Origin of the sequence: Bosea sp. (in: a-proteobacteria), assembly GCF_023953965.1 — a bacterium.
Classification (GTDB): domain Bacteria; phylum Pseudomonadota; class Alphaproteobacteria; order Rhizobiales; family Beijerinckiaceae; genus Allobosea.
Genome location: NZ_JAMLIX010000001.1, coordinates 439247 through 460387, shown reverse-complemented (window position 1 = coordinate 460387; position 21141 = coordinate 439247). Strand labels below are relative to the sequence as shown.

General features: G+C 65.9%; 24 protein-coding genes, 1 tRNA gene and 1 pseudogene. 11 read left to right on the top strand and 15 right to left on the bottom strand.

Features of this window, described 5'->3' with window-relative positions; all coding sequences use genetic code 11:
• Entirely contained in the window at positions 1 to 969 is a 969-nt protein-coding gene (locus M9917_RS02090; protein WP_297250644.1) for a c-type cytochrome, read from the bottom strand.
• Positions 966 to 1313: a hypothetical protein gene (locus M9917_RS02085; RefSeq protein WP_297250643.1), complete on the bottom strand. Its 348-nt coding sequence runs from the start codon at positions 1311 to 1313 to the stop codon at positions 966 to 968. The genes M9917_RS02090 and M9917_RS02085 overlap by 4 nt, the downstream gene beginning before the upstream one ends.
• 114 nt (positions 1314 to 1427) lie before the next feature.
• On the opposite strand from M9917_RS02085, the gene M9917_RS02080 reads away from it, so the two are divergent.
• On the top strand, positions 1428 to 1886 hold the full coding sequence (locus M9917_RS02080; protein WP_297250642.1) for an RrF2 family transcriptional regulator: 459 nt from the start codon (positions 1428 to 1430) through the stop codon (positions 1884 to 1886).
• A 34-nt stretch (positions 1887 to 1920) separates the two neighbouring features.
• Here M9917_RS02080 and M9917_RS02075 read toward each other — a convergent pair whose 3' ends face one another.
• Entirely contained in the window at positions 1921 to 2391 is a 471-nt protein-coding gene (locus M9917_RS02075; protein ID WP_297250641.1) for a carboxymuconolactone decarboxylase family protein, read from the bottom strand.
• Between the two features lie 127 nt (positions 2392 to 2518).
• Between M9917_RS02075 and M9917_RS02070 the strand changes: the two genes are divergently transcribed.
• A complete protein-coding gene (locus M9917_RS02070; RefSeq protein WP_297254670.1) occupies positions 2519 to 2749 on the top strand; it encodes a hexameric tyrosine-coordinated heme protein in 231 nt (76 codons plus the stop codon).
• 53 nt (positions 2750 to 2802) lie between these two features.
• Here the strand turns inward: M9917_RS02070 and M9917_RS02065 are convergent, their stop codons facing one another.
• Together M9917_RS02065 and M9917_RS02060 are read right to left on the bottom strand one after the other, a co-directional pair.
• Positions 2803 to 3981: a M24 family metallopeptidase gene (locus tag M9917_RS02065; protein ID WP_297250640.1), complete on the bottom strand. Its 1179-nt coding sequence runs from the start codon at positions 3979 to 3981 to the stop codon at positions 2803 to 2805.
• 54 nt (positions 3982 to 4035) lie between these two features.
• The gene (locus tag M9917_RS02060) at positions 4036 to 4977 is read right to left on the bottom strand and encodes a LysR family transcriptional regulator (protein WP_297250639.1); all 942 of its coding nucleotides are present in this window, start codon (positions 4975 to 4977) and stop codon (positions 4036 to 4038) included.
• Between the two features lie 93 nt (positions 4978 to 5070).
• Between M9917_RS02060 and M9917_RS02055 the strand changes: the two genes are divergently transcribed.
• The 8 genes and pseudogenes from M9917_RS02055 to M9917_RS02020 all read left to right on the top strand — a co-directional run.
• Positions 5071 to 6141, top strand: coding sequence for an ABC transporter substrate-binding protein (locus tag M9917_RS02055; protein ID WP_297250638.1), 1071 nt, complete (start codon positions 5071 to 5073; stop codon positions 6139 to 6141).
• Between the two features lie 49 nt (positions 6142 to 6190).
• Positions 6191 to 7864: an ABC transporter permease subunit gene (locus tag M9917_RS02050; protein WP_297250637.1), complete on the top strand. Its 1674-nt coding sequence runs from the start codon at positions 6191 to 6193 to the stop codon at positions 7862 to 7864.
• Entirely contained in the window at positions 7861 to 8913 is a 1053-nt protein-coding gene (locus tag M9917_RS02045; RefSeq protein WP_297250636.1) for an ABC transporter ATP-binding protein, read from the top strand. Before M9917_RS02050 ends, M9917_RS02045 begins: the two co-directional genes overlap by 4 nt.
• Positions 8914 to 8921: 8 nt before the next feature.
• The gene (locus M9917_RS02040; protein WP_297250635.1) at positions 8922 to 9851 is read left to right on the top strand and encodes a 2-hydroxyacid dehydrogenase; all 930 of its coding nucleotides are present in this window, start codon (positions 8922 to 8924) and stop codon (positions 9849 to 9851) included.
• Positions 9852 to 9909: 58 nt separating this feature from the next.
• Positions 9910 to 11130 carry a M20 family metallopeptidase gene (locus M9917_RS02035; protein ID WP_297250634.1) on the top strand — a complete coding sequence of 407 codons (1221 nt, stop codon included), beginning with the start codon at positions 9910 to 9912 and terminating at the stop codon, positions 11128 to 11130.
• A gap of 184 nt (positions 11131 to 11314) precedes the next feature.
• Positions 11315 to 11530, top strand: a complete 216-nt coding sequence (locus tag M9917_RS02030) for a hypothetical protein (protein ID WP_297250633.1) — start codon at positions 11315 to 11317, stop codon at positions 11528 to 11530.
• A 20-nt stretch (positions 11531 to 11550) separates the two neighbouring features.
• On the top strand, positions 11551 to 11775 hold the full coding sequence (locus M9917_RS02025) for a hypothetical protein (RefSeq protein ID WP_297250632.1): 225 nt from the start codon (positions 11551 to 11553) through the stop codon (positions 11773 to 11775).
• Between the two features lie 115 nt (positions 11776 to 11890).
• A pseudogene (locus M9917_RS02020) lies at positions 11891 to 12012 on the top strand (IS3 family transposase); the annotation flags it as partial.
• A gap of 181 nt (positions 12013 to 12193) precedes the next feature.
• Here M9917_RS02020 and M9917_RS02015 read toward each other — a convergent pair.
• The 8 genes from M9917_RS02015 to M9917_RS01980 form a co-directional block, all read right to left on the bottom strand.
• Positions 12194 to 12268: transfer RNA gene (locus M9917_RS02015), tRNA-Gly, on the bottom strand.
• A 237-nt stretch (positions 12269 to 12505) separates the two neighbouring features.
• Positions 12506 to 13207, bottom strand: a complete 702-nt coding sequence (locus tag M9917_RS02010; RefSeq protein WP_297250631.1) for a ribonuclease activity regulator RraA — start codon at positions 13205 to 13207, stop codon at positions 12506 to 12508.
• A gap of 8 nt (positions 13208 to 13215) precedes the next feature.
• The gene (locus tag M9917_RS02005; protein WP_297250630.1) at positions 13216 to 14001 is read right to left on the bottom strand and encodes an SDR family oxidoreductase; all 786 of its coding nucleotides are present in this window, start codon (positions 13999 to 14001) and stop codon (positions 13216 to 13218) included.
• A 47-nt stretch (positions 14002 to 14048) separates the two neighbouring features.
• Positions 14049 to 15161 carry a mandelate racemase/muconate lactonizing enzyme family protein gene (locus M9917_RS02000; RefSeq protein WP_297250629.1) on the bottom strand — a complete coding sequence of 371 codons (1113 nt, stop codon included), beginning with the start codon at positions 15159 to 15161 and terminating at the stop codon, positions 14049 to 14051.
• A gap of 160 nt (positions 15162 to 15321) precedes the next feature.
• Entirely contained in the window at positions 15322 to 16098 is a 777-nt protein-coding gene (locus M9917_RS01995; RefSeq protein ID WP_297250628.1) for an amino acid ABC transporter ATP-binding protein, read from the bottom strand.
• Positions 16095 to 16754, bottom strand: coding sequence for an amino acid ABC transporter permease (locus M9917_RS01990; RefSeq protein ID WP_297250627.1), 660 nt, complete (start codon positions 16752 to 16754; stop codon positions 16095 to 16097). The genes M9917_RS01995 and M9917_RS01990 overlap by 4 nt, the downstream gene beginning before the upstream one ends.
• Entirely contained in the window at positions 16751 to 17419 is a 669-nt protein-coding gene (locus tag M9917_RS01985; RefSeq protein WP_297250626.1) for an amino acid ABC transporter permease, read from the bottom strand. Before M9917_RS01985 ends, M9917_RS01990 begins: the two co-directional genes overlap by 4 nt.
• 50 nt (positions 17420 to 17469) lie before the next feature.
• On the bottom strand, positions 17470 to 18300 hold the full coding sequence (locus M9917_RS01980) for a substrate-binding periplasmic protein (protein ID WP_297250625.1): 831 nt from the start codon (positions 18298 to 18300) through the stop codon (positions 17470 to 17472).
• Positions 18301 to 18517: 217 nt separating this feature from the next.
• On the opposite strand from M9917_RS01980, the gene M9917_RS01975 reads away from it, so the two are divergent.
• Positions 18518 to 19357 (top strand): NAD-dependent epimerase/dehydratase family protein, encoded by an 840-nt coding sequence (locus tag M9917_RS01975; protein WP_297250624.1) that lies wholly within the window; start codon positions 18518 to 18520, stop codon positions 19355 to 19357.
• On the opposite strand, the gene M9917_RS01970 is transcribed toward M9917_RS01975, so the two are convergent.
• The gene (locus tag M9917_RS01970; RefSeq protein ID WP_297250623.1) at positions 19342 to 20178 is read right to left on the bottom strand and encodes an amidohydrolase family protein; all 837 of its coding nucleotides are present in this window, start codon (positions 20176 to 20178) and stop codon (positions 19342 to 19344) included. The genes M9917_RS01975 and M9917_RS01970 overlap by 16 nt on opposite strands.
• A 2-nt stretch (positions 20179 to 20180) precedes the next feature.
• Positions 20181 to 21065: a LysR family transcriptional regulator gene (locus M9917_RS01965; RefSeq protein ID WP_297250622.1), complete on the bottom strand. Its 885-nt coding sequence runs from the start codon at positions 21063 to 21065 to the stop codon at positions 20181 to 20183.
• Between the last annotated feature and the right edge of the window lie 76 nt (positions 21066 to 21141).

The following is a 21141-nucleotide window of genomic DNA, read 5'->3' as shown; positions in this document are numbered from 1 at the left end:
TCACTTCCCCTCGAGGCTGCGGATATAGGCGACCACGTCGGCGATCTGATCCTTGTCGAGGATCTCGGCGAAGGACGGCATCACGCCGGCCTCGTAGCCCGCGACGACCCGGGCGTCGGGGGTCAGGATCTTCTCCGTCAGATAGGCGTCGTCGGCGACCACGCTCGATCCGTCGGCGAGCTTGACCGTGGAGCCGTAGAGGCCGCCCCAGCCCGGACCGACCAGACGCTCCCTGTCCTTGGCGTGGCAGGCCGTGCAGCCGTTCTCCTCGGCGAGCGCGGCGCCGTGCGCGGCCGCGGAGAGCGGGGCTGCGGCGGCCCGGCCGGTTCCTTCGGCCGGCACGAGCGCGGCTTGCCTCGCCGCGGCCGGCATCGGCGTCGCCGCGGGGAACGTCAGCCCGTCGACCTTGGGCACGGGCGGCCAGCCCTCGGTGTTCATCGCGGAGGTGTATTTCAGGAACGCCACCAGCTTGCGCGCCTCGTCACGACCGAAGGGCAGGTTCGGCATCTGCGTGACCTTGCCGCCGCGCCGGTCGATGCGCTCGGCCGCGGCCGGGTATTTCTCCAGATAGGCTTCGATCGTCTCGACGCCGGCTTCGCCGGCGACAGCCTTGTTCTGCAATTGCAGCTTGACCGCCCCGCTCTTCGGCCAGGCGCCCGCCGAGGGCAGGAACGCTTCGAGCCAGGCCGGGCCGACAGCGGCATAGAGCTTGGTCAGGTCCGGGCCGAGATAGGCGCCGTTGCCGACGATGGTGTGGCAGCCCATGCAGTTATAGGCCTGGAAGATGCGCTTGCCCTCGACCGCGTCGAAGCCGGCATAGGTCACCTTCGCGGGGACGACCTGCCCGCGGGAATCGACGAAGGAAGCGACCGACAGCGCAACGAAGATGAGGCCCATCAGGCCGAGGACCGCAAGCGCGCGGCGCCGCTTCAGCCCCTCCTCGCACGGTTCGCCCGGCTTGCAGCTCATGGCGCGTCCTCCGTGCCGGCTGCTTCGCCGCAGCCGCAGCCGCAGGACGGCTGCTTCTTCCGCTCCAGCGCATCATGCTCGAACAGCGTGGCGAGGCTGCCGAAGAACACATAAAAGACGTAGACGGCGAGGATGAATCCCACGACGAAATAGGCGGTCCACATCGACCGCGATTCCGCCCAATACTCGAAATCGCGCCAGTAGGGCCAGGACAGCGCGAGGCTTGCGCCGCTGGCCACGAGCGCTACACCTAGCCGGATGACGTTTTGCGCAGACATGCCCCCTCCATCGACACGAACCACCGCCGGCTCGACGCCGTCCAGACGTCGCGTCGCGCCGGTCACTCTCTTCGCGTCCCCTCCGCGGCGCCGGTTGGGCGGGCGCCGATCGAATGGGTATCTCAGATGCTAATTAGTAGGATTTTAAATTAGCATTGTAAATACCAATTAGGACGTCAGATGCGACTTGCCACCTTCACGGATTATGGCCTGCGGGTGCTGATGCGGCTTGCCGGCACGCCGGACGAGCCCTCGACCACCGCCCGTATCGCCGAGGAGTTCCAGATCCCGTATAACCACCTCACCAAGGTGGTGCAGGATCTCGCCCGCGGCGGCTTCGTCACGACCCAGCGCGGCGGCGGCGGCGGCATCCGGCTGGCGCGCCCCGCCGACACGATCACGCTGGGCGAGGTCGTTCGCCGCCTGGAAGGCCGCTACGCCATGGTGGAATGCTTCAGGGCCGATGGCGGCGCCTGCCTGCTCGATCCGCTCTGCCGGTTGAAGCCGCAACTGGCCGCCGCGCGCGAGGCTTTCATCGCCGAGCTGGACAAGACCAGCGTCGCCGATTGCGCCTATGCCGGGCCGGCACCGGGTGCGCCGTCATGCGCGCCCGCCCATGCCGGGGGGCGGGATCGCTGATCCGCTCGCGCTTGCGGAGCGTTCGCGCGCGGCTTCACCCCCCGCTCTTGCGGCCGGGCGTCCGGTAGGTTCCCGGAACGGTGCGGAACGCGACGTTGATCCGGTTCCATCCGTTGATGGCGATGATCGCCATGGTGAGCTCGACCAGCTCCGGTTCGCTGAACTGCGCCCGTGCCGCCGCGAAGACCTCGTCCGAGACGCCGGTCTCCGCCAGCCGGGTCACGGCCTCCGTCCAGGCGAGAGCGGCCTGCTCGCGCTCGGTGTAGAACGGGCATTCGCGCCAGGCGGCGAGAAGATAAAGCCGTTGCTCGGTCTCTCCGTTGGCGCGGGCGTCCTTGGTGTGCATGTCCATGCACCAGGCGCAGCCGTTCAACTGCGAGGCCCGGTATTTGACCAGTTCGAGCAGGCTGTGCTCCAGCTCGCAGGCATTGACATGGGCTTGAAGCCCCAGCAATGCCCGCATCGCTTCGGGCGCAGACTTGTGCGGGTCGATACGTCCGGTCATGACGGTCATCCTTTCAACCAAAATCGTTTCCGGGCCACGGGATGGGCGAAGCTGCGGCGAGCGGCTTGCCTGGCGCGATTGCGCGGATAAGCTGACCATCATCGTCTCATGCAAGAAGGACAAGGTCATGGCTGAAGCTTGGCTTGCCTCACTCAGGACGGCGACCCCGCAGGAAGGGTTCGAGCTCGCCACCAAACTTGCGCGCGTGGGCGTCAAGATGACCCAGCCTTCGGCGGAGATCCGTGACAAGCTGCGTGCTGCCTACGATCAGGACAGTGCGCAACTGATCGCCTCCTCGCAAGTGATCGCCATCCATTTCCAGACGGTGGCGGCCGCCAATAATTACTGGCGCGACTGATCTGCGCCGCTCCGGTCCTCGTCAAACCGGCTGCGGCGCCGATGTGAGCTTCGTCAAGATAAAGGCAGGATCTGGCGGCGAATTCCGGTCAAACGCACCGGGCCCTCATCAGTGACATGGATGGTCTCGCTGAAGGCCAGACCTTTGGCCGACGTGTACATATGAAAGACCATCCCGGCTTCCAGTTTCCATTGCTCGCGCGGTTTGAAGACGCGCGTAAAATCACTTGATCGAATAGCTGTAGATCCATAGAATCCTAGAGTATACCCTGTAATATTGCTGTAACTATCTCGTAATTTATTCTTGAGTACGCCTTGCCGAAGCACGGCGTCGACATCGTGTGCCGTCGCGCCAACCCTCATTGCGGAGAACTGCTGATCCTGCAGGTGGACGAGGATCTCGGCATTCTCCCTCTGCTCCGCCGATATCGATCCGATCGCGACCGGGCGCATCAAGCGGGCGCTGTAGCCCCGGACCCGCGGCGTGAGCTCCAGATGCAGGATGTCTCCCGGCGCCAATGGCGTGCTGCTCATCCCGGCATGAAGGAACCCCCAGCCCTTGCCTGCCGTGATCGGACCGGTGTGTGGCTGGCTCGCCCCGAGCTCCAGAAACCGTCGCGCGGCATAGGCCGCCACGTCTCTGGTGCTGAGCCCCGCGCGGGCTCGCTCGGCTATCTCCAGGGCGACCCTGTCCGCAATGGCAGCGGCAGCCTTCAGCAGCGCGATTTCGCGGGGGCTCTTGATGAGCCGATTTTCCCACAGCAGCGGACCAAGGTCATGAAGCTCGGCCGGAGCGAGCGCTGCCTGGAGCCGATGGAACGTGGCCACAGTCAAGGCATGGCTGCCGAAATCCAGTCCGATTCGGCGCGAACCCGTCTCCAGCCGCCTCACCACCTCGGCGATCCGGTCCACGGGATCTTCATCGTCCTGATAGCCGATCGCGTCGACAACCCATGATGCGGCGTGAAACGGGTCCAGGTCCAGGGCGCGGAGAACCATGACGGGATCCCCATGCGCCGGGACGATGCAGGCCCTGTAGTAACTTACAGTCCTCTCGTAATTGGTGATATAAGACAGGATTTCCTGATCATCGATAATGGCTGCAGCCAGGTTCCTTTGGCGAAGCTGAGATTGAAGCCGGGACAGCCTGTCGTGGAATTCATGCAGCGGAACCGGCTCGATTTCAACCGCATGATGTCCATCTGAAGATGATGAAGGCAGTTTACTGTCCATGATCCCACCAGAGTTGGAAACTGGACCTAAAGCGTAGATCGTTTTCCGGAGCGCTCAAGCCGAAATTTCCAAGCCACGGCCCCGCTGCGGCGATCTGGATGATGCGGCGATGATTTGCTTCAGTGTCGTCACGAAGGCGCGAGCGAATGGTGACGCCGTGTCGGGCTGATAGGCGATCGTCAGTTCGACCATCGCCGGAATCTCCGGGATGGGCCGGCAAGCGATCGCCGGCGGCGCGATATGCTGGACCCAGCTCGGAACGATCGCGATCCCCACATGCGCCGCGACCAGGCACAGCATCACCGCAGTCGTATCGGAATCGGCGACGAAGCGCGGCTCGAATCCGGCGCGGCGGCAATAGGGAGCGACAAATTGCGGGAAGATGTCGCCGGCCGCCGACTGATAGTGAATGAAGGGCTCGTCGGCCAATTCGGCCAGCGTGATGACCGGCTTTCGCAGGGCCGGATGATCCGCGGGCGCAGCCAGGGCGAAGTCCTCTCGCACGGCGGTTTCGAAATGCAGCTCGGTATCCGAGCCGGAGGGTCGCAGGATGCCGATGTCGATGCGCCCCTCCTTGAGGGCCTGGATCTGCTCCGGCGATCCCAAGTGAGATAAAACTACCTCGATATCCGGGTTCTGTGCGCGAAATAAGCGTATCGCTTCAGGAAAACCCAAATAGAGAGCCGATTGTATCAGGCCGATCGACAGGCGCCCCCGCGCCCCCGAGGCCGCGAGCCTAGCCATCTTGACGGCTTCATCCATCTGGCTGAGCGCGAGACGGGTGCGGTCCAGGAACTGCTGTCCGGCCTCCGTCAGATTTACCTGCCGGGTCGTCCGTTCGACGAGCCGGGCCCCGACCGTTTCCTCCAGCCTTCGGATGAGGACGCTGAACGCCGGCTGGGTGGTGCCCAGTCGCCTTGCCGCCTTGGTGAAGTGCAATTCCTCCGCCAGGGCCACGAACGCTTGCATGCTGTGGACGTCAAGCATTTCATTCATTCCTGGAATCGTATTAAAGCATTCTAATAATAGTATTGGACTTATGAAACGCAAGCGTTTATTTGTTTGCCCAATGAAACAAGGGGGATTGCCATGAACTATAAGCTTCAGCGTTATGCTTGCTTGGCAGCACTCAGCATTCCCGTGTTGCTCGGCGGCTGGGCCGCGGTGGCGCAGCCCAAGCCGAATGAGGAGCTGGTCATCGTCACCTGGGGCGGAAGCCTCGGCGATCAGTTGCGCGAGGTGCTCTTTCGCCCGTTCACCGCCCAGACCGGCATCCGGATCCGCGAGGATACGGGTCCCCAGATCGAGCGGTCCCGCGCCGAGGTGCAGAGCGGCAAGCCGTCCTACGATACGACGGCGACGAACCTCGCCTTCTTCCTGATCGGGGAAGCGCAGAATCTTTGGGAGCCGATCGATTATACCAAGTTCGATCCGCGCGACCTCGAGGCGTTGCCTGCGGACGTCCGGCTGCCGAACGGCATTGGAGCCTATGTCTACGCGCACGGCATGAGCTTCAGCGCGAAGGCCTTTCCGGAGGGGAAGCCGCAGCCCAATAGCTGGGCCGATTTCTGGGACGTGGCGAAGTTCCCCGGTAAGCGCACGCTGGCCGATTGCGGATCGGCGACGCGGCCGGTGCCGGAGGCCGCGTTGCTGGCCGACGGCGTGCCCATGGACAAGCTCTATCCCATCGATATTCCGCGCGCCGCCAAGAAACTGAAGGAGCTCGCCCCGCACGTCGTCTGGTGGAAGAATCCCAATCAGCCGGGGCAGTTCCTGGCCACCGGCGAGGTCACGATGGCGATGGCTCCGACGAACCGGATCCAGGCTCTCATCGATCAAAACGTGCCGCTCAAGATCGTCTGGAACCAGAGCCAGTGGACCTTCGACATCTGGTACATCCTGAGGGGGGCTCGCAATTCCGCCGCGGCGTCCCGCTTCTTCGCCTTCGCGTCGCAGCCGGAGCAGCAGGCGAAGTTCGCGGCCGTTTCCGCCATGGCCCCGACGAACCCCCGGGCCATCGACCTGATCAAGCCGGAGGTCGCCAGGACCCTTCCGACCTCGCCTGAAAACTTCAAGGTCATGTACAAGAAGAACGAGGCCTGGTGGGAAGCCAACCGCGAGAAGTGGACCGAGGCTTGCCTGGCGGCGCTCACGCCCTGAATCGAGGTCGGGAATGCGCCGGTCCGGACGCGATTTGCAATCGGCGGCGATGCTGCCGATTGTCCCGATCCTCGTCTTTCTCGCCTTCTTCTATGTGTTTCCTCTTCTGTCGGTGCTCAAGCTCAGCGTGACCGAGCCCGCCATCGGCCTTGACCATTACGAGCGATTGGCGACGACCCCGATCTATCTGAAGGTCTTGTCGAACACCTTTCAGATCGCATTTATCGTCGCTGTTCTCGCGGTCGTATTGGGCTATTTCATAGCTTATCTGATCGCGAATATCGGGCAGAGATGGTCAACCCTGCTCCTGATCTGCGTCCTGGTGCCGTTTTTCACCGGCGTGATCGTCCGTAACTATGCCTGGATCTTCATGCTCGGCAGCAATGGTGTCGTGAACGGAACCCTGAGGTGGCTGGGGATCACCAGCGAGCCCATTCAGCTGATCTTCAACCGGCTCGGTGTGATCGTGGCGATGGTCCATGTCCTGCTGCCCTATACCGTGCTCGTGCTTCTCAGCGTCATGCGCGGCATCGACAAGCGGCTGCTCACGGCCGCGGCCAGCTTGTCGGCGGGCCCATTCACCGCCTTCCGCAGGGTCTTCCTTCCGCTGACGTCGGCGGGGGCCGGCGGTGCGTTCGTTCTGGTCTTCGTGCTGGCCCTGGCCTTCTTCGTCACGCCGGCCATGGTCGGCGGCCCTGCCGAAACGATGCTGGCGAACCTCATCGCCCAGCAGACGGGCTTGCTGAACTGGGGCTTTGCGGCCGCGCTGTCGACCTGCCTTCTCGTGGCGAGCCTGCTTCTCATCTGGTTGATGCAGCGGCTCTTCGGCGGGCTCGGCCTGGTCGATCGCTCGTTCTCGGCGGCGGCGCCGGCACGCAAGCGTGTCCGGGAAGGCGCGATCATGCGCCGGATCGACCGGATCCTGGACCCCGTCTGGCCGGCGCTGCCTCATGCGATCGGCGGCCTCGGGCTTATCTATCTCGCCTTGCCCATTCTCATCACCTTGCCGCTGTCCGTGAACGACGCCCCCTATCTGTCCTTTCCACCCCAGGGCTTCACCTGGCGCTGGTACGACAAGTTCTTCTCGGATCCGGACTGGATCGAGGCGACGGTCAACAGCCTCAAGGTCGCGGCCCTGGCGACCGCGATCACGATGGCCCTGGCCGTGCCGGCCTCCATCGCCATTGCGCGCTCCTCCTCCTCCTTCGTGGCGCGCTTCGCCTATGCGCTCATCCTCTCGCCGCTCATCCTTCCCGGGATCATCATCGCGATCGCGGTTTTCGCCCTGCTGACCACGCTGGGCCTGACCGGGACGATCACCGGCGTCGCCCTGGGCCACGTCATCGGCTGCCTGCCGCTGGCGACCGTCGTCCTGGTCGCGGCGCTGCGCAGCTTCGACCGCAATCTTGAGCGGGCTTCGCTCAGCCTCGGCGCCGGTCCGGTGCGCACCGTCAGGCTCGTCGTCCTGCCGGTCGTGGGCACGGCGGCGTTCTCCGCGACGTTCTTCGCTTTCCTGCACTCGTTCGACGAGCTCTTGGTCTCGCTGTTCGTCAGCGGCGTGTACGCGCGGACGCTGCCGAAGAAAATGTGGGAGAGCCTGGAGGAAATCGATCCGATCATCGCTGCCGTCTCGACTCTCCTGATCCTGGTCAGCGTCGCTGCGGTCCTGATTTACGGGTTCCTCGGGCAGCGCAAGCCGCGGCGGGCGGGGGCTGCCCGATGACCCGAGCGCCCATTCTCGGCCTTCGCTCGGTCACGCGCCGGTTCGGCCCCGTGACGGCCGTCGATTCCGTCGACCTCGATGTTGAGCGCGGTGAATTCCTGACCCTGCTGGGGCCGAGCGGCTCGGGCAAGAGTACGCTGCTCATGATGATCGCCGGCTTCGAGCGGACGGATTCCGGCGAGATCCATCTCGACGGCGTCGCCCAGCGGGACATCCCCGCCTACAAGCGTGGCATCGGCGTCGTCTTCCAGAGCTACGCCGTGTTTCCCCATCTCAGCGTGTTCGAGAACGTCGCCTTCCCTTTGCGGAACCGGGGTTGGACGGAGGCCGACATCCGCGGCCGCGTGGAGGAGCTTCTGGAACTGGTCCGCCTCGACGGCATGGGCTCGCGCTGGCCGAACCAATTGTCGGGCGGTCAGCAGCAACGTGTCGCGCTGGCGCGCGCGCTCTCCTTCAACCCGCCGCTGCTGCTGCTGGACGAGCCCCTGGGCGCGCTGGACAAGCGGCTGCGCGATCACATGCTGGCGGAGTTCCGTCGCATCCATCGCGCGCTGGGGACGACGATGCTCTTCGTCACGCATGATCAGGACGAAGCCCTCGCGATGTCCGACCGGATCGCGGTGATGGACCGCGGCCGCATCGTCCAGCTCGGCCGGCCGCGGGCGATCTATGAGCGCCCCGCCAACAACTTCGCGGCGGGTTTCGTCGGCGATGCGAACCTGCTCTCGGGAATCACCATGCCGGATGGCATCGTGCGCCTCGAAGGGGGGTGGGACGTCCGCTGCGGGCATGAGGTTGCCGAAGGACAACCCGTCAACCTGCTGGTGCGGCCGGAGCACCTGCTGCCGGGCGCGCCGGCCAATCCGATCCAGGCCGAGGTCGAAGAGCGCCTCTATCTCGGACACACGACCAGATACGTGCTTCGCGCGGTGAATGGCCTTCTCCTGCAGATGCGGGTGACCAATCGCTTCGATACCCCCGATCTCGAGATCGGCGCAAAAATCTCGGTCGGGTTCGAACCCGGATGCGCCTGCCTGCTGACAAAGTGAGATCAATCATGGCTCTTCTTTTCAAAGGTCTTCCCGACAACATCGACGTCTGGCGCCGCGAGCTCACGGCGCTGATCCCCGATCTGGACATGCGCGTCTGGCCCGATGTCGGCGACCCGGCGGAGATCGATGTCGCGTTCATGTTCAGGCCCCCGCATGGCGAGTTCCTCAAATATCCCAATCTGCGCGCCATCCTGAATCTGGGCGTCGGGGTCGATCCCCTGTTGACCGATCCGGACCTGCCGCGTCACCTGCCGATCGCCAGGATCGTCGATCCGAGCCTGACCAGCGAGATGGCGAGCTATCTGGTTCATTCCGTTCTCCACTACCACCGGCGTTTCGATCACTTCAGGGAGCTGCAGCAGCAGAAGCGCTGGGAATACGAGCGGCCGCGCGGCAATGCCTCCTGCCGTGTCGGCATCATGGGGCTCGGCGTTCTCGGGGGCGGGGCCGCCGCGACATTGCGGGATCTGGGCTTCACCGTCGCCGGCTGGAGCAAGTCTCCCAAGACGATCGAGGCTGTCCAGTCCTTCCACGGTCGGGACGGGCTCGACGCCTTTCTCAGCCGGACGGACGTTCTGTGCTGCATTCTCCCGTCCACCCCCGAAACCAAGGGTTTGCTGAACGCCGCGCTGTTCTCGCGCCTGCCGAAAGGCGCCAGGTTCATCAACATCGCCCGCGGCGCGCTGGTGGTCGAGGCCGACCTGCTGGCGGCCCTGGACAGCGGGCATTTGGCCGGTGCCACGCTGGACGTGTTCGCGACCGAGCCGCTGCCTGTCGAAAGCCGGTTCTGGGACCATCCGAAGGTGATCGTGACGCCGCATGTCGCCGGCAGCACCACGCCTGCGACCTCCGCCCCGATCGTGGCGGAAAACATCCTGCGCGCGCGCGCCGGAAAACCGCTGATCAACCAGATCGACGTCGACGCCGGATACTGATCTTCCGGCTGCCGGAGATCCTGCTTCGCCTCGATCCCTTCCAGGAGAGGGTGCCTCCATGAATGCGCGCGATCTGATCCACTGCGTCGACGAGGCGGCCTGCCTGGCGCTGCTTTGCGACTGGGTCAGGCACAAGAGCTACACGGAGACCGATGGGGAGAAAGCGCTCGTCCATCATGTCGTGAAGCAGATGTCCGCCATGGGCATCGCGGCCGAAGCGCAGCCTTTCGACGAGGGGCGTCGCGCCAATGCGATCGGGCGCTGGCAGGGGATCGGGGGCGGAAAAAGCCTCCTGTTCAACGGCCACCTCGACACCAACCCCGCGACCGAGGGCTGGACCGTCGACCCGTGGGGCGGCCTCGTCGATGATCGCTTCATCTACGGTATCGGCGTGTCCAACATGAAAGCCGGCGATGCCGCCTCCTATTGCGCGGTGAAGACGCTGCGCGATGCCGGCGTCAGGCTGAAGGGCGACGTCATCCTCACCTATGTGGTCGGCGAGCTGCAGGGAGGTGTCGGCACGGTCGCCGCCATACGCAACGGTGTCCGGGCCGACTATTTCGTCAACAGCGAGCCGACCGACCTGCAGGCGGTGACGATGCATGCCTGCTCGTTCATGTATGAGATCGAGCTTTTTGGCGACACGCGCCACCTTTCGAAGCGCGAGGAGGCCGTTGACGCGGTCATGGCCGCGTGCGACCTCGTCCCCCGGCTGAACGCGATGACCTTCTCGGGCGCGCCCTCGGCCGAGCATGAATCGATCAACAGGATGCATGTTGGCATCATCCATGCGGCCCTGGGCAAGGAGCTGCACGAATGGCGGCCGCCGCAGGTCGCCGACTATTGCAGGATCAAGGGTTCCGGCCGCTTCGCGCCGGGGCAAACGCAAGAAGGCGCTGCCTCCGACGTGAAGCGGGAACTCGCCGCCCTGGAGCGGCGCTTCCCCGGTCTCAGGACGAGCTTCCGGATCACGAAGAGGGAAGGGCACCAGTCGATGCCGGCCTTCGAGGTCGCCAAGGATGCGCGGATCATTCGGGCCATCAACGCGGCCTATGAGTCCGTCCGGGGCTGCGAGCAGCCCACCGGGGCGATCAAACCACCGGGCTTCTTCGGCACCGATGCCGGCCATCTCTACGCCGAGGCGGGGATGGAGGGCGTCGTTTGTGGCCCCGGCGGCAAGTACAACACCATGCCGGATGAACGCGTGGAGATCAGCGAGTTCCTCGACATGATCCGCATTTACATGCTCACCATCATCGATATCTGCGAACTCGCCTGACGCTGTTCAATTCTCGCGGCGCGCAAAGCAACGATCCGCGGCCAATCTGCTAGAGCATTTTCGAGCGAAGTGGGCACCGGTTCGCGTGAAGAAAATGCGACAAGACAAGGAGCTGGAGCATTTCTGCGATTCGGAGAAACGCGGAAATGCTCTAGGAAACGACATGAATCGGACGACATCGAAGATGTATAGCTATTTCAAGCATCGGCGCGATGCGCGTTACCGGCTCGTCATCTCCAGTGAAGCTCCGTTTCCGCCCGAGCTTGAGGCATATGACTGGGTCTTCCTGGAGGAGCGGCCGCCCGCGGGCGTTCACATCGAGGTGATGAACGACATCGCGCAGAATGGTTTTGGCTTCTTCGAGAGGGGTATCCGGCTTCAGGATATCCCAGCCGCCTGAATGGTCGAAAGGATCAGGTCATGGCTGAGTTTTATTGCGACTACGTCCATCGGCGCCTGCCGAACTACCGGATGGTCATGCCGAAGGATGTTCCCATTGCGGCCGGTGGCAACATCGATGATTGGGATCTGCTGCGGGTGAGGGCAGCCAATCAGCTGAATCCCACCGGGCGCGGCTATGTCGATACGGCAGGCTATACCATCATCAGGGTTCACGTGCCGCTGGAAGAGATCCGGAAGCTTTGATCTCGGCCGTCCCCGAGGCGCAGGGATCTCTCAGCCGTGGAGCAGGCGGCGGCCGAGCTGCGCCGACGCGGGCGCCGCAAGCCTGGCGGCCGGCCTGAAGGCGGATCAGGTGTAGCGGATGAAGGGACTCGAGGCCGAGAACGCCCGGCTGTGCCGTGCAGTCGCGGACCTGACGCTCGACAAGTCGATCCTGAAGGAGGCGGTTTGGGGAAACTGGTAAGCCAACGATCTCGAAGGGATACGCAGCTTCATTAACCGGACAGGTCGAGCTCTACCGCCGCTGCGAGCCCACGACCGCCCGCAGGTAACCACGATCTTTCGGAGCCGCTTGGAAATAGGGCTGAACCATCTGAGCCCCAAAAAGCAAAAAGCGCCGGGAAACCCGACGCTTGCATGCTTCTCAAGCCTTGAGATTGTCTGGAGCGGGCGAAGGGATTCGAACCCTCGACCCCAACCTTGGCAAGGTTGTGCTCTACCCCTGAGCTACACCCGCATCCGAGACAGCCGCGCCTTGATGACGGCGCGGCCGGGTTTTGCCTCAAAGCGCCGTGAAGCGCAAGCTCCCCGGCGAAAGTTTTTTCGCCCCCTCCGCGTGAGGCGCAATAACCCTCGCTGCAGGGGATCATTGGCACCCGGGCCCGCAACACCCCGCGGCGCCTGAAACGGCCGAAGCCGCCATGGGGTGGTCCCCGGTGCTGTGGCGGCATGCCGCCTCGGCCGTCCGCTGCCGTCACGGCGTCTTTCTGCTCGCGTAGCGCGCCTTCGTCTCCTCGTTCATGGGATATAGCCCCGGCAGCGGCACGCCGCGGTCGATCTCGTTCATGATCCAGGCCTCCATGCGCTCCTGCTCGGGCGCCTCCGCGAGGACCTGCTCGAGATAGGTCGCAGGGATCAGGACCGCGCCGTCCTGGTCGCAAACCACGACGTCGTTCGGGAAGACGGCGACGCCGCCGCAGCCGATCGGTTCCTGCCAGGCGACGAAGGTCAGCCCCGCCACCGAAGGCGGCGCCGAGATGCCGTTGCACCAGACGTCGAGGCCGCTGTCGAGCACGCCGGCGACGTCGCGCACGACGCCGTCCGTCACCAGCGCGGCGACGTTGCGCTTGGCCATGCGGGCGCAGAGGATGTCGCCGAAGATGCCGGCGTCGGTGACGCCCATCGCGTCGACCACGGCGACACAGCCCTCCGGCATCGCCTCGATGGCGGCCCTGGTCGAGATCGGCGAGGCCCAGGACGCCGGCGTCGCCAGATCCTCGCGCGCCGGGACGAAGCGCAGCGTGAAGGCCGGGCCGACGATGCGCGGCTGGCCGGGCTTGAGCGGCCTGGTGCCGCGCATCCAGACGTTGCGCAGGCCCTTCTTGAGCAGGACCGTGGTGAGGGTGGCGGTCGAGACCGCCTGCAAGGTCTGGATAGCTGCTTGGTCGAGAGCCATGATCGTCCTCAGATGCTGGCAATGAGGCCGCCGTCCACGCGGACGATCGAGCCGGTGACGTAGGATGCCTTCGCGCTGGCCAGGAACGCGACGACATCGGCGTATTCCTGCGGGTCGCCATAGCGGCCGGCGGGGATCGTGCCGGTGCTCTCGGCCGAGACGTCGGCGGCGCTGCGGCCCTCGCGCTTGGCCTTCTGCTCGTCGAGGAAGGTGATGCGCCGCGTCGCGATGCGGCCGGGCACGACGACATTGCAGGTCACGCCGTCGCGGGCGACCTCGCGCGCCAGCGTCTTCGACCAGCCGAGAAGGCTCGCCCGCAGCGCGTTGGAGACGCCGAGATTGGGGATCGGCGCCACGGCGCCGGAGGAAGCCGATGTGACGATCCGGCCCCAGCGGCGGGCGCGCATGCCGGGCAGGACGCGATCGGTGATCGCGATGACCGAGAGCACCATGGCGCGGAAGCTGCCCTCCCACAGCGCCGGGTCCTGGCCGGCCGCCGGCGTCGGCGGCGGGCCGCCGGTGTTGTTGACGAGGATGTCGACGCCGCCATGCCGCGCCTCGATGCCGGCGATATGGGCCTCGATCGAAGCGAGATCGGCGAGGTCCCAGGCAAGCGCCTCGGCCTTGCCGCCGGCGGCCGTGATCGCCGCCGCGGCCTCCTCGGCCGCCGCGAGGTTGATGTCGGCGGCGACGATGCGCGCGCCCTCCTGCGCCAGGCTGCGGGCGATCGCGCCGCCCAGCCCCCCGCCCGCGCCGAAAACCAGCGCCGTCTTGCCGTCTATTCCGAAGTCCATCGCTTTGGTCCCATGAGAGTGCCGTGTCTTGCGGGGAGATCTCCCCGTCAGAGCGGCGTATTGAATTCCTTGATCAGCCCGTCCTTCGGCCAGAGCCCGGTGCCGGGCCTGGTCGAGACATGGAGGAAGCCGTCGACGGGTTGCGGCACCTCCTCGAAGATGGCGTTGTAGGCCATCCATTTGTGGAAATGATACTCGACCAGCGTGCCGTTCATCAGGCCCGCCTGCAGCGCCACGTTGTGCGGGCCGGCGCCGTTGCCATGGCTGATCGGCTTGTTGAAGGCCTTGGCCATGCCGGCGATGCGGATGCCGGCGGTATAGCCGCCATCGTTGTTGACGTTGGGCTGGACGATATCGACCGCGCCGGCGATGAGCTGGTCGCGGATCGAGTATTTGGCGTTCTCGGCGATCGCCATCGGGATGCTGGTCTTGGCCTTGAGCTCGAGCATCAGCCGCGGGTCGTTGTCGAGCAGCGGCTCTTCGAAGAAGGCGATGTCGAGCTCGCGGCACATCTCGCAGAGGCGGATCGCCTGGACCGCGGTCATGCGGGCATTGCCGTCCATGGCGATCTTGACGTGCGGCCCGACGGCGTCGCGCATCGCCTTCATGCGGATATAGTCGTCGTCCGGGTCCGGCACGGTCTGGCGGCCGACCGTGTTCTTCAGATGGTTGTTGCCGAGCGCGACGAGATGCTTCGACTCGGCCGCCAGTTCCTCGACGCTGTAGACCGGCGCCCCGCCATAGGCGGCGCCATGGGTGATGTAGACCGGGATCTTGTCGAAGGCGCCGCCGAGCAGTTGGTGCACCGAGAGCCCGCAGGCCTTGCCCTTGATGTCCCACAGCGCGATGTCGATCATCGCCAGGCCGCTGACCAGGGAGCGGCCGAGATCGCGATGGGCGAAGATGAACTGCTTCCAGAGCTTGTAGGCGATGCGCTCGATCAGGATCGGATCCTCGCCGATGAGCACCGGCTGGACGTAGCGGTTGATGAAGTTGACGATGATCGGATGGGCATAGCCGCCCATCGCCCAGCCGACGAGCCCGTCGTCGGTCTCGATCTCGACCATGATCGCCTGCTCGACATTCGGCAGCTTGCGGAAGGGCGGCGGCGTGATCGGGATGTTGGTGAGGTGATAGGCCTGGACGCGTGCGATCTTCATGGGCGTGGCTTCCCGTCGTGATGGGCTAGAGCATCGAACCGGAAAGTGGAATCCGCTTTTCGGAACAATCCGATGCTGAAACAAAAGCCTGGATCGCCGCTTTGCGTCCGGCGGGACGCGCGGCGATCCGGGATCAGGTGCTGGCCGCGATGCCGCAACATCAGCCGTTCCAGGCCAGGTGGCCGAAGAAGTCGCGCGTGCGCTGCTCGCGCGGCTGCTCGAAGACCTCGGCGGGCACGCCCTCCTCGACGACGCGGCCCTTGTCGAAGACGACCACCCAGTTGCCGACGCGGCGCGCGAAGGTCATCTCATGGGTGACGACGATCATCGTCATGCCCTCTTCGGCGAGGTGCTTCATGACGTTGAGAACCTCGCCGACGGTCTCGGGGTCGAGCGCCGAGGTCGGCTCGTCGAAGAGCATGACCTCCGGCTCCATCGCCAGCGCCCGGGCGATGGCGACGCGCTGCTGCTGGCCGCCCGAGAGCTCGCTGGGATGGCTCGCCGCCTTGTCGCCGAGGCCGACCTTGACGAGCAGGGCCTGCGCCTTGTCCTCGGCCGCGGCCTTGTCGGTGCCGAGCACGGTGCGCGGGCCGATGGCGACGTTCTCGAGCGCGGTCTTGTGCGGGAAAAGCTCGAAATTCTGGAAGACCATGCCCATGCGCCGGCGCACCGGGGCGGCCAGCGCGGGTGTCGGCAGGGTCTGGCTCTCGAAGACGATGCGCCCGCCCTCGATCGCCTCCAGCGCGTTGGTGCAGCGCAGCAACGTCGACTTGCCGGAGCCGGAGGGGCCGATCAGGCAGACGACCTCGCCCTTGTGGACCCGCGCCGAGACGCCGTTCAGCGCGACGAAGTCGCCATAGCGCTTGATCACCTCCTCGTAGACGATGACCGGCGGCCGGTCGGCGCCGACGCGGGCCGCGTTGACGGGATCGGTCATTCCTTCACTCCGTAGCGCTTCTGCAGCCAGTCGACGAGCTTCGCCTGGGGAAAGCCCAGCGCCCAGTAGATCACGGCGAGCGCCGTCAGCACCTCGAGGATCCGGTAGGTCTGCGAGCGGATCTGCATGGCGTTGTAGGCGAGGTCGCCGACCGCGATGACCGAGACCAGCGAGGTGTTCTTGAACAGCGAGACCCAGTTGTTGGCGATCGCCGGCACGACGCGCGAGACGGCCTGGGGCAGGACGATCTTCAGGAAGGTCTGGCTGCGGGTCATGCCGAGCGCCAGACCCGCATTCCATTGCCCCTGCCGGATCGAGCTCACGCCGGCGCGGAAGGCCTCGGCGTTGTAGGCGGTGACGGAGAGCGCCAGGGCCAGAAGCCCGGTGGTGAAGGGCGGAATGTCGATCGACGCGATGATCGGCAGGACATAGAAGGTCCAGTAGACCAAAAGGATCGCCGGCACGTTGCGGAAGAACTCGACATAGGCCGTGCCCAGGAAGGCGACCGGCGCGATCGGCGAGCGCCTGAGCAGCATGATAAGCACGCCGCCGGGCAGCGCGATCGCCATGGTCAGGACCGAGAGCAGGATGGTGGTGCCGACGCCGCTGAGGAAGGCGCCGCGATATTGCCAGATGACGCTCCAGTCGTAGGTCATGACCGCCCCAGATGCGCAAGGCGGCGGTAGATCCGGTCGACGCCGCGGGCCACGGGGAACATCAGCAGGAAGTAGACGACGAGCGCCACCGTGTAGACCTCGAGCGGGCGCAGGGATTGCGAGGAGACCACCTCCGAGGAGCGCATGAACTCGGGGACGGCGATCACGGCCGAGACGGCGGTCTCCTTGATCGTCATGGTCACGATGGTCGCGTAGGGCGGCAGCATGCGGATCGCCGCCTGGGGCATGACGACCTGGCGGATCGCCTGGCCGGTCGTCATGCCGAGCGCGAGCGCCGCCCGCATCTGGCCGGTGCGCACCGACTCGATGCCACCGCGCACGATCTCCGAGACATAGGAGCCGACATGGAAGGTCAGCGCCACGAAGGCGGCGATCAGCGGCGGCAGGGTGACGCCGAAGGCCAGCGGAAAGGCGAAGAAGGTCCAGATCAGCACGACGAGGACGGGCAGCGCCCGCATCGAGTCGACATAGAAGGTCAGGATGATCTTGAGCCAGCCCGGCCCGTAGACCCGGCCGGCGCCGACGAGGACGCCGAGCACGGTTGCGGCGACGATGACCGACGCCGACAGTCCGAGTGTCACCGTGAGGCCGAGAGCCAGGAAGCGCCAACTCTCGACAAGCGGCGAGAAATCGAAATCGAGCACTGGACCCTCGCCCCGATCGGACGGCTACCGGAAGCCTCCCGGGCCGCCGCTCACATCTTCTCGTTGATGACGCGCAGCTCTTCCGCCCTCAGCTTCTGGGACATGCCGTCGGCGACCTTGCGCATCCAGTCGCGGAAGACCGCCTCGTTCTTGTTGAGCGCCAGGCCGACGGGCTGCGACTTCTCCGTGCTGTCCTGGCAGTTGTTCTCCTTGGGCAGGACGGAAAGGCCCTTGACCTTCCGGCTGAGCGCGACCCAGGCGAAGGTGTTCACCGGGGCGGCGTCGGCCCGGCGCGCCACGATCTCGTCGACCGGCACGACGTTCGAGGTGATCTGCCCGCGCAGCTTGGCCTTGGCGAAGCGCTCCTTGACCCAGGCCTCCTGGGCGGCGCCGACGAGATAGGCGATGGTCATGCTCGGATCGTTCAGGTCGTCGATCGTCTTGGCGTTGGCGAAGCGCTCGTTCGCGGCAAGCCCGAACATGCACAGGCTCTGGCGCGTGTAGAGCACGAAATCGACCACCGCGAGGCGCTCCGGCGTCTCGGCGACGGGAGCGAGCGTGATATCGACCTGGTTGGTCGGCAGCACCGGGATCTTGGTGTCGTTGCTGACCGCGACCTCCTGGATCTTGACGCCGAGCAGCCGGGCATATTCGTTGGCCAGCATCCAGGCCGGGCCTTCCCAGCGCTGGCCGCCGCCGGTCGTGTTCTCGAACAGCCAGGGCGGGTTCGCCAGCATGCCGACGCGCAGCACGCCCGATTTGCGGATGGCGTCGACGCGCGGGCTCTCGCCCGGCTTCGGCGCCTCCTGCGCCAGCGCGGCCGAGGCGAGGCCGGCGACCGCAAGCGAGATCAACAGCTTGGACCATGTCTTGAAACGCATCGAAAGCCTCCCCTGAAGAGCCTGGGCGGGGCTCGTCGTCCCCACCTCCTTGTCATGTCGAGGGGGAGTATGCTGAGCCGGAAATCGATCGGTCAACCTATGCTGGCCTACCTTCTGAACATCATAAAAAGTGATGTCCCGTGCTACGTGTCCTCCGCTAGGTTTGCCGATGCGCGCGCCCCGATCCGGGGCTTTTCCGCCGCAAGGAGGCTCCGGCATGTTCCGCTCCATCCTGCTCACCGGTGCCGCGGGCGCGCTCGGCCGCCGGCTGCGCCCCCTCCTGCGCCAAAACTTCGCCGAGCTGCGCCTCTCCGACGTCGCCCCGGTCGAGGCGGCGCAGGAGAACGAGGAGATCGTGCCCTGCGACCTGCGCGACCCGGACGGCGTCGAGCGGCTCGTCGCCGGCATGGATGCGGTCGTCCATTTCGGCGGCTCGCTCAGCCGCAACGACTGGGGCAGCGTGATGGAGGTCAACATCGCGGGCACCTACAATCTCTACGAGGCGGCGCGCCGGCAGGGCGTGCTGCGCGTGGTCTATGCCAGCAGCAACCACGTGATCGGCATGTATCCGCGCAGCGAGCCGCTCGATCTCGACGCGCCCTTGCGGCCGGACAGCCTCTACGGCGTCAGCAAATGCTTCGGCGAGGCGCTCTCGCGCTATTACTGGGACAAATACGGCATCGAGAGCGCCTGCCTGCGCATCGGCTCGGCGCTGGCCGAGCCGAACGACGAGCGCTCGCTCGCAACCTGGCTCAGCTACGCCGATCTCGACCAGCTCGTGCTGCGCTGCCTGACGACGCCGCATCTCGGCTGGACGGCCCTCTACGGCGTCTCCGACAACGACCGCTCCTGGTGGGACAATCGCAAGGCCGGCTATGTCGGCTTTAGCCCGCGCGACAATGCCGAGGATTTCGCGGGCCGGGTCGCGGGCTCAGCCTCGGCGCTCGACCCCGCCGATCCCGCCCTGTTCTTCCAGGGCGGCGTGCGCTCCTCGCACGATTACGTCGACGAGGCGGCCCGCGCCCGCTTGCGGCGCGAGCGTCAGTCGAAGCCGTAGAGCCGCGCCGGATTCTCGACGAGGATGCGCCGGCGCAAGCCTTCGTCCGGCAGCCAGGAGAGGAATTCCTCGAACTGCGCCGCGTCGTCCGGCTTGTTGCCGATGGCAAAGCGCGGATGCGGCCAGTTCAGGCCCCAGACCAGCCGGTCGGCACGCGCTTCGGTGAGCCTGCGCACGCGCAGCGCCACTTCGGACCAATCGTTGCCGTCGCCGAGGCCGTAATAGAGCGCCGAGAGCTTGAGCCAGACCTTGCCCGTGCCGAGCAGGGCGATGAGCCCCCTGAAGGCGGGCCCGTCGATGCCGCCGCCGAGCGGCAGGCGGCCGAGATGGTCGATGACCACCGCGGTCGGCAGCTTTGCGATCACCGCCGGCCAGTTGGCGATGTCGCGGCCATCGCCCTGGATCTGCAGGTGCCAGCCCAGCGGCGCGACACGCCGCGCGATCGCCGGCGCATCGGCGAGGCCAAGCGCGCCGGGTTCGGTCGTCATGATGCGCAGGCCCTTGACGCCGGCCGCCGCCAGCGCGCGCAGCTCCTGCTCCGGCGTATCGGGTGCGACGATGGCGATGCCGCGCGCATGATCTGCGCCGGCCTCGGCCATCGCCGCCAGCATGGCGCCGTGGTCGGTGCGATAGGCGAGCGGCTGGACGAAGACCGTGCGGGCGATGCCGAGCCTGGTCGAGAGCGCGCGATAATCGGCCAGCGTCCGCTCCGGCGAGGTGTCGCCCGCCGGCAGCGGGAAGCGGTCATAGGGTCCGTAGATATGCGTGTGACAGTCGCAGACCGGCCCGAGCCCCTGCGCCGCCTTGGCTTCCTTCAGCATCGTCATCGCGTTCCGTCACCCCAGCCGGTCCTGCGGACCTCGTCCACGAAGGCCCGGATCAGCCGCGAGCGCGGCGAATTCCTGAGCCAGATCAAACCGATGCGCCGGCCCAGAACCGAGCCGGGCAGCCGCAGTTTGTTCAGGGCGAGCCCCTCCGGCCAGGGCGGCGACCAGTCCGGCACCAGCGAGACGCCGAGCCCGCGATCGACCAGCACGGCGATGGCGTCGAGCGCGTCGAGCTCGAAGCGCTCCTTCGGCCGGATGCGGAGCTTGCGCAGATAGGCGTCGCTGTAGCGCCCGCCCCAATGGTTGCGGTCGTAGCGGATGAAAGGCTCGCGCCGCAGGATGTCCTTGACCTCGGTCCGCTCCATCGCGGCCGGGGTGATCAGCACGAGCGGCTCCTCGCGGAACATCTGCCAGCCGCAGGTCTTGGGCAATGGAAAGGGCGGCTCGACCACCACGGCGGCGTCGATGTCGCCGCCCAGGATATCGGCATAGAGGTTCTTGGACGTGCCGGGCACGACGTAGAGGTCGAGATTCTCGTAACGTGTCGAGAGCCCCTGCAGCACGTCCGGCAGAATGCCGGTGAGAGCCGACGAGATGGCGCCGAGCCTCAGTTCGCCGGCGATGTCTTCGCCCGCCGCCAGCGCCCTGAGGTCGCGGACTTCGCGCAGGAACAGGCGCGAACGCGGCAGGATGGCGGCACCGGCTTCGGTCGGCTTGACGGTGCGGCCGGTGCGGGCGAGGAGGTGGACGCCGAGTTCCCGCTCGAGGGCCCGGATGCGCTGCGCCAATGCGGCCGGCGTCAGGTTCAGGCGCCGCGCGGCCTCCGCCAGCGAGCCGCTTTCGACAACGGTCGTGAAGCTTTCGAGGAAGCGCGTATCCATTCCCGCCTTGTAGCGGCGCTTCGGGCACGCCGGCAACAGATCTCAGCCTGCGGCATGCAGCATAGGGTGCCGACGA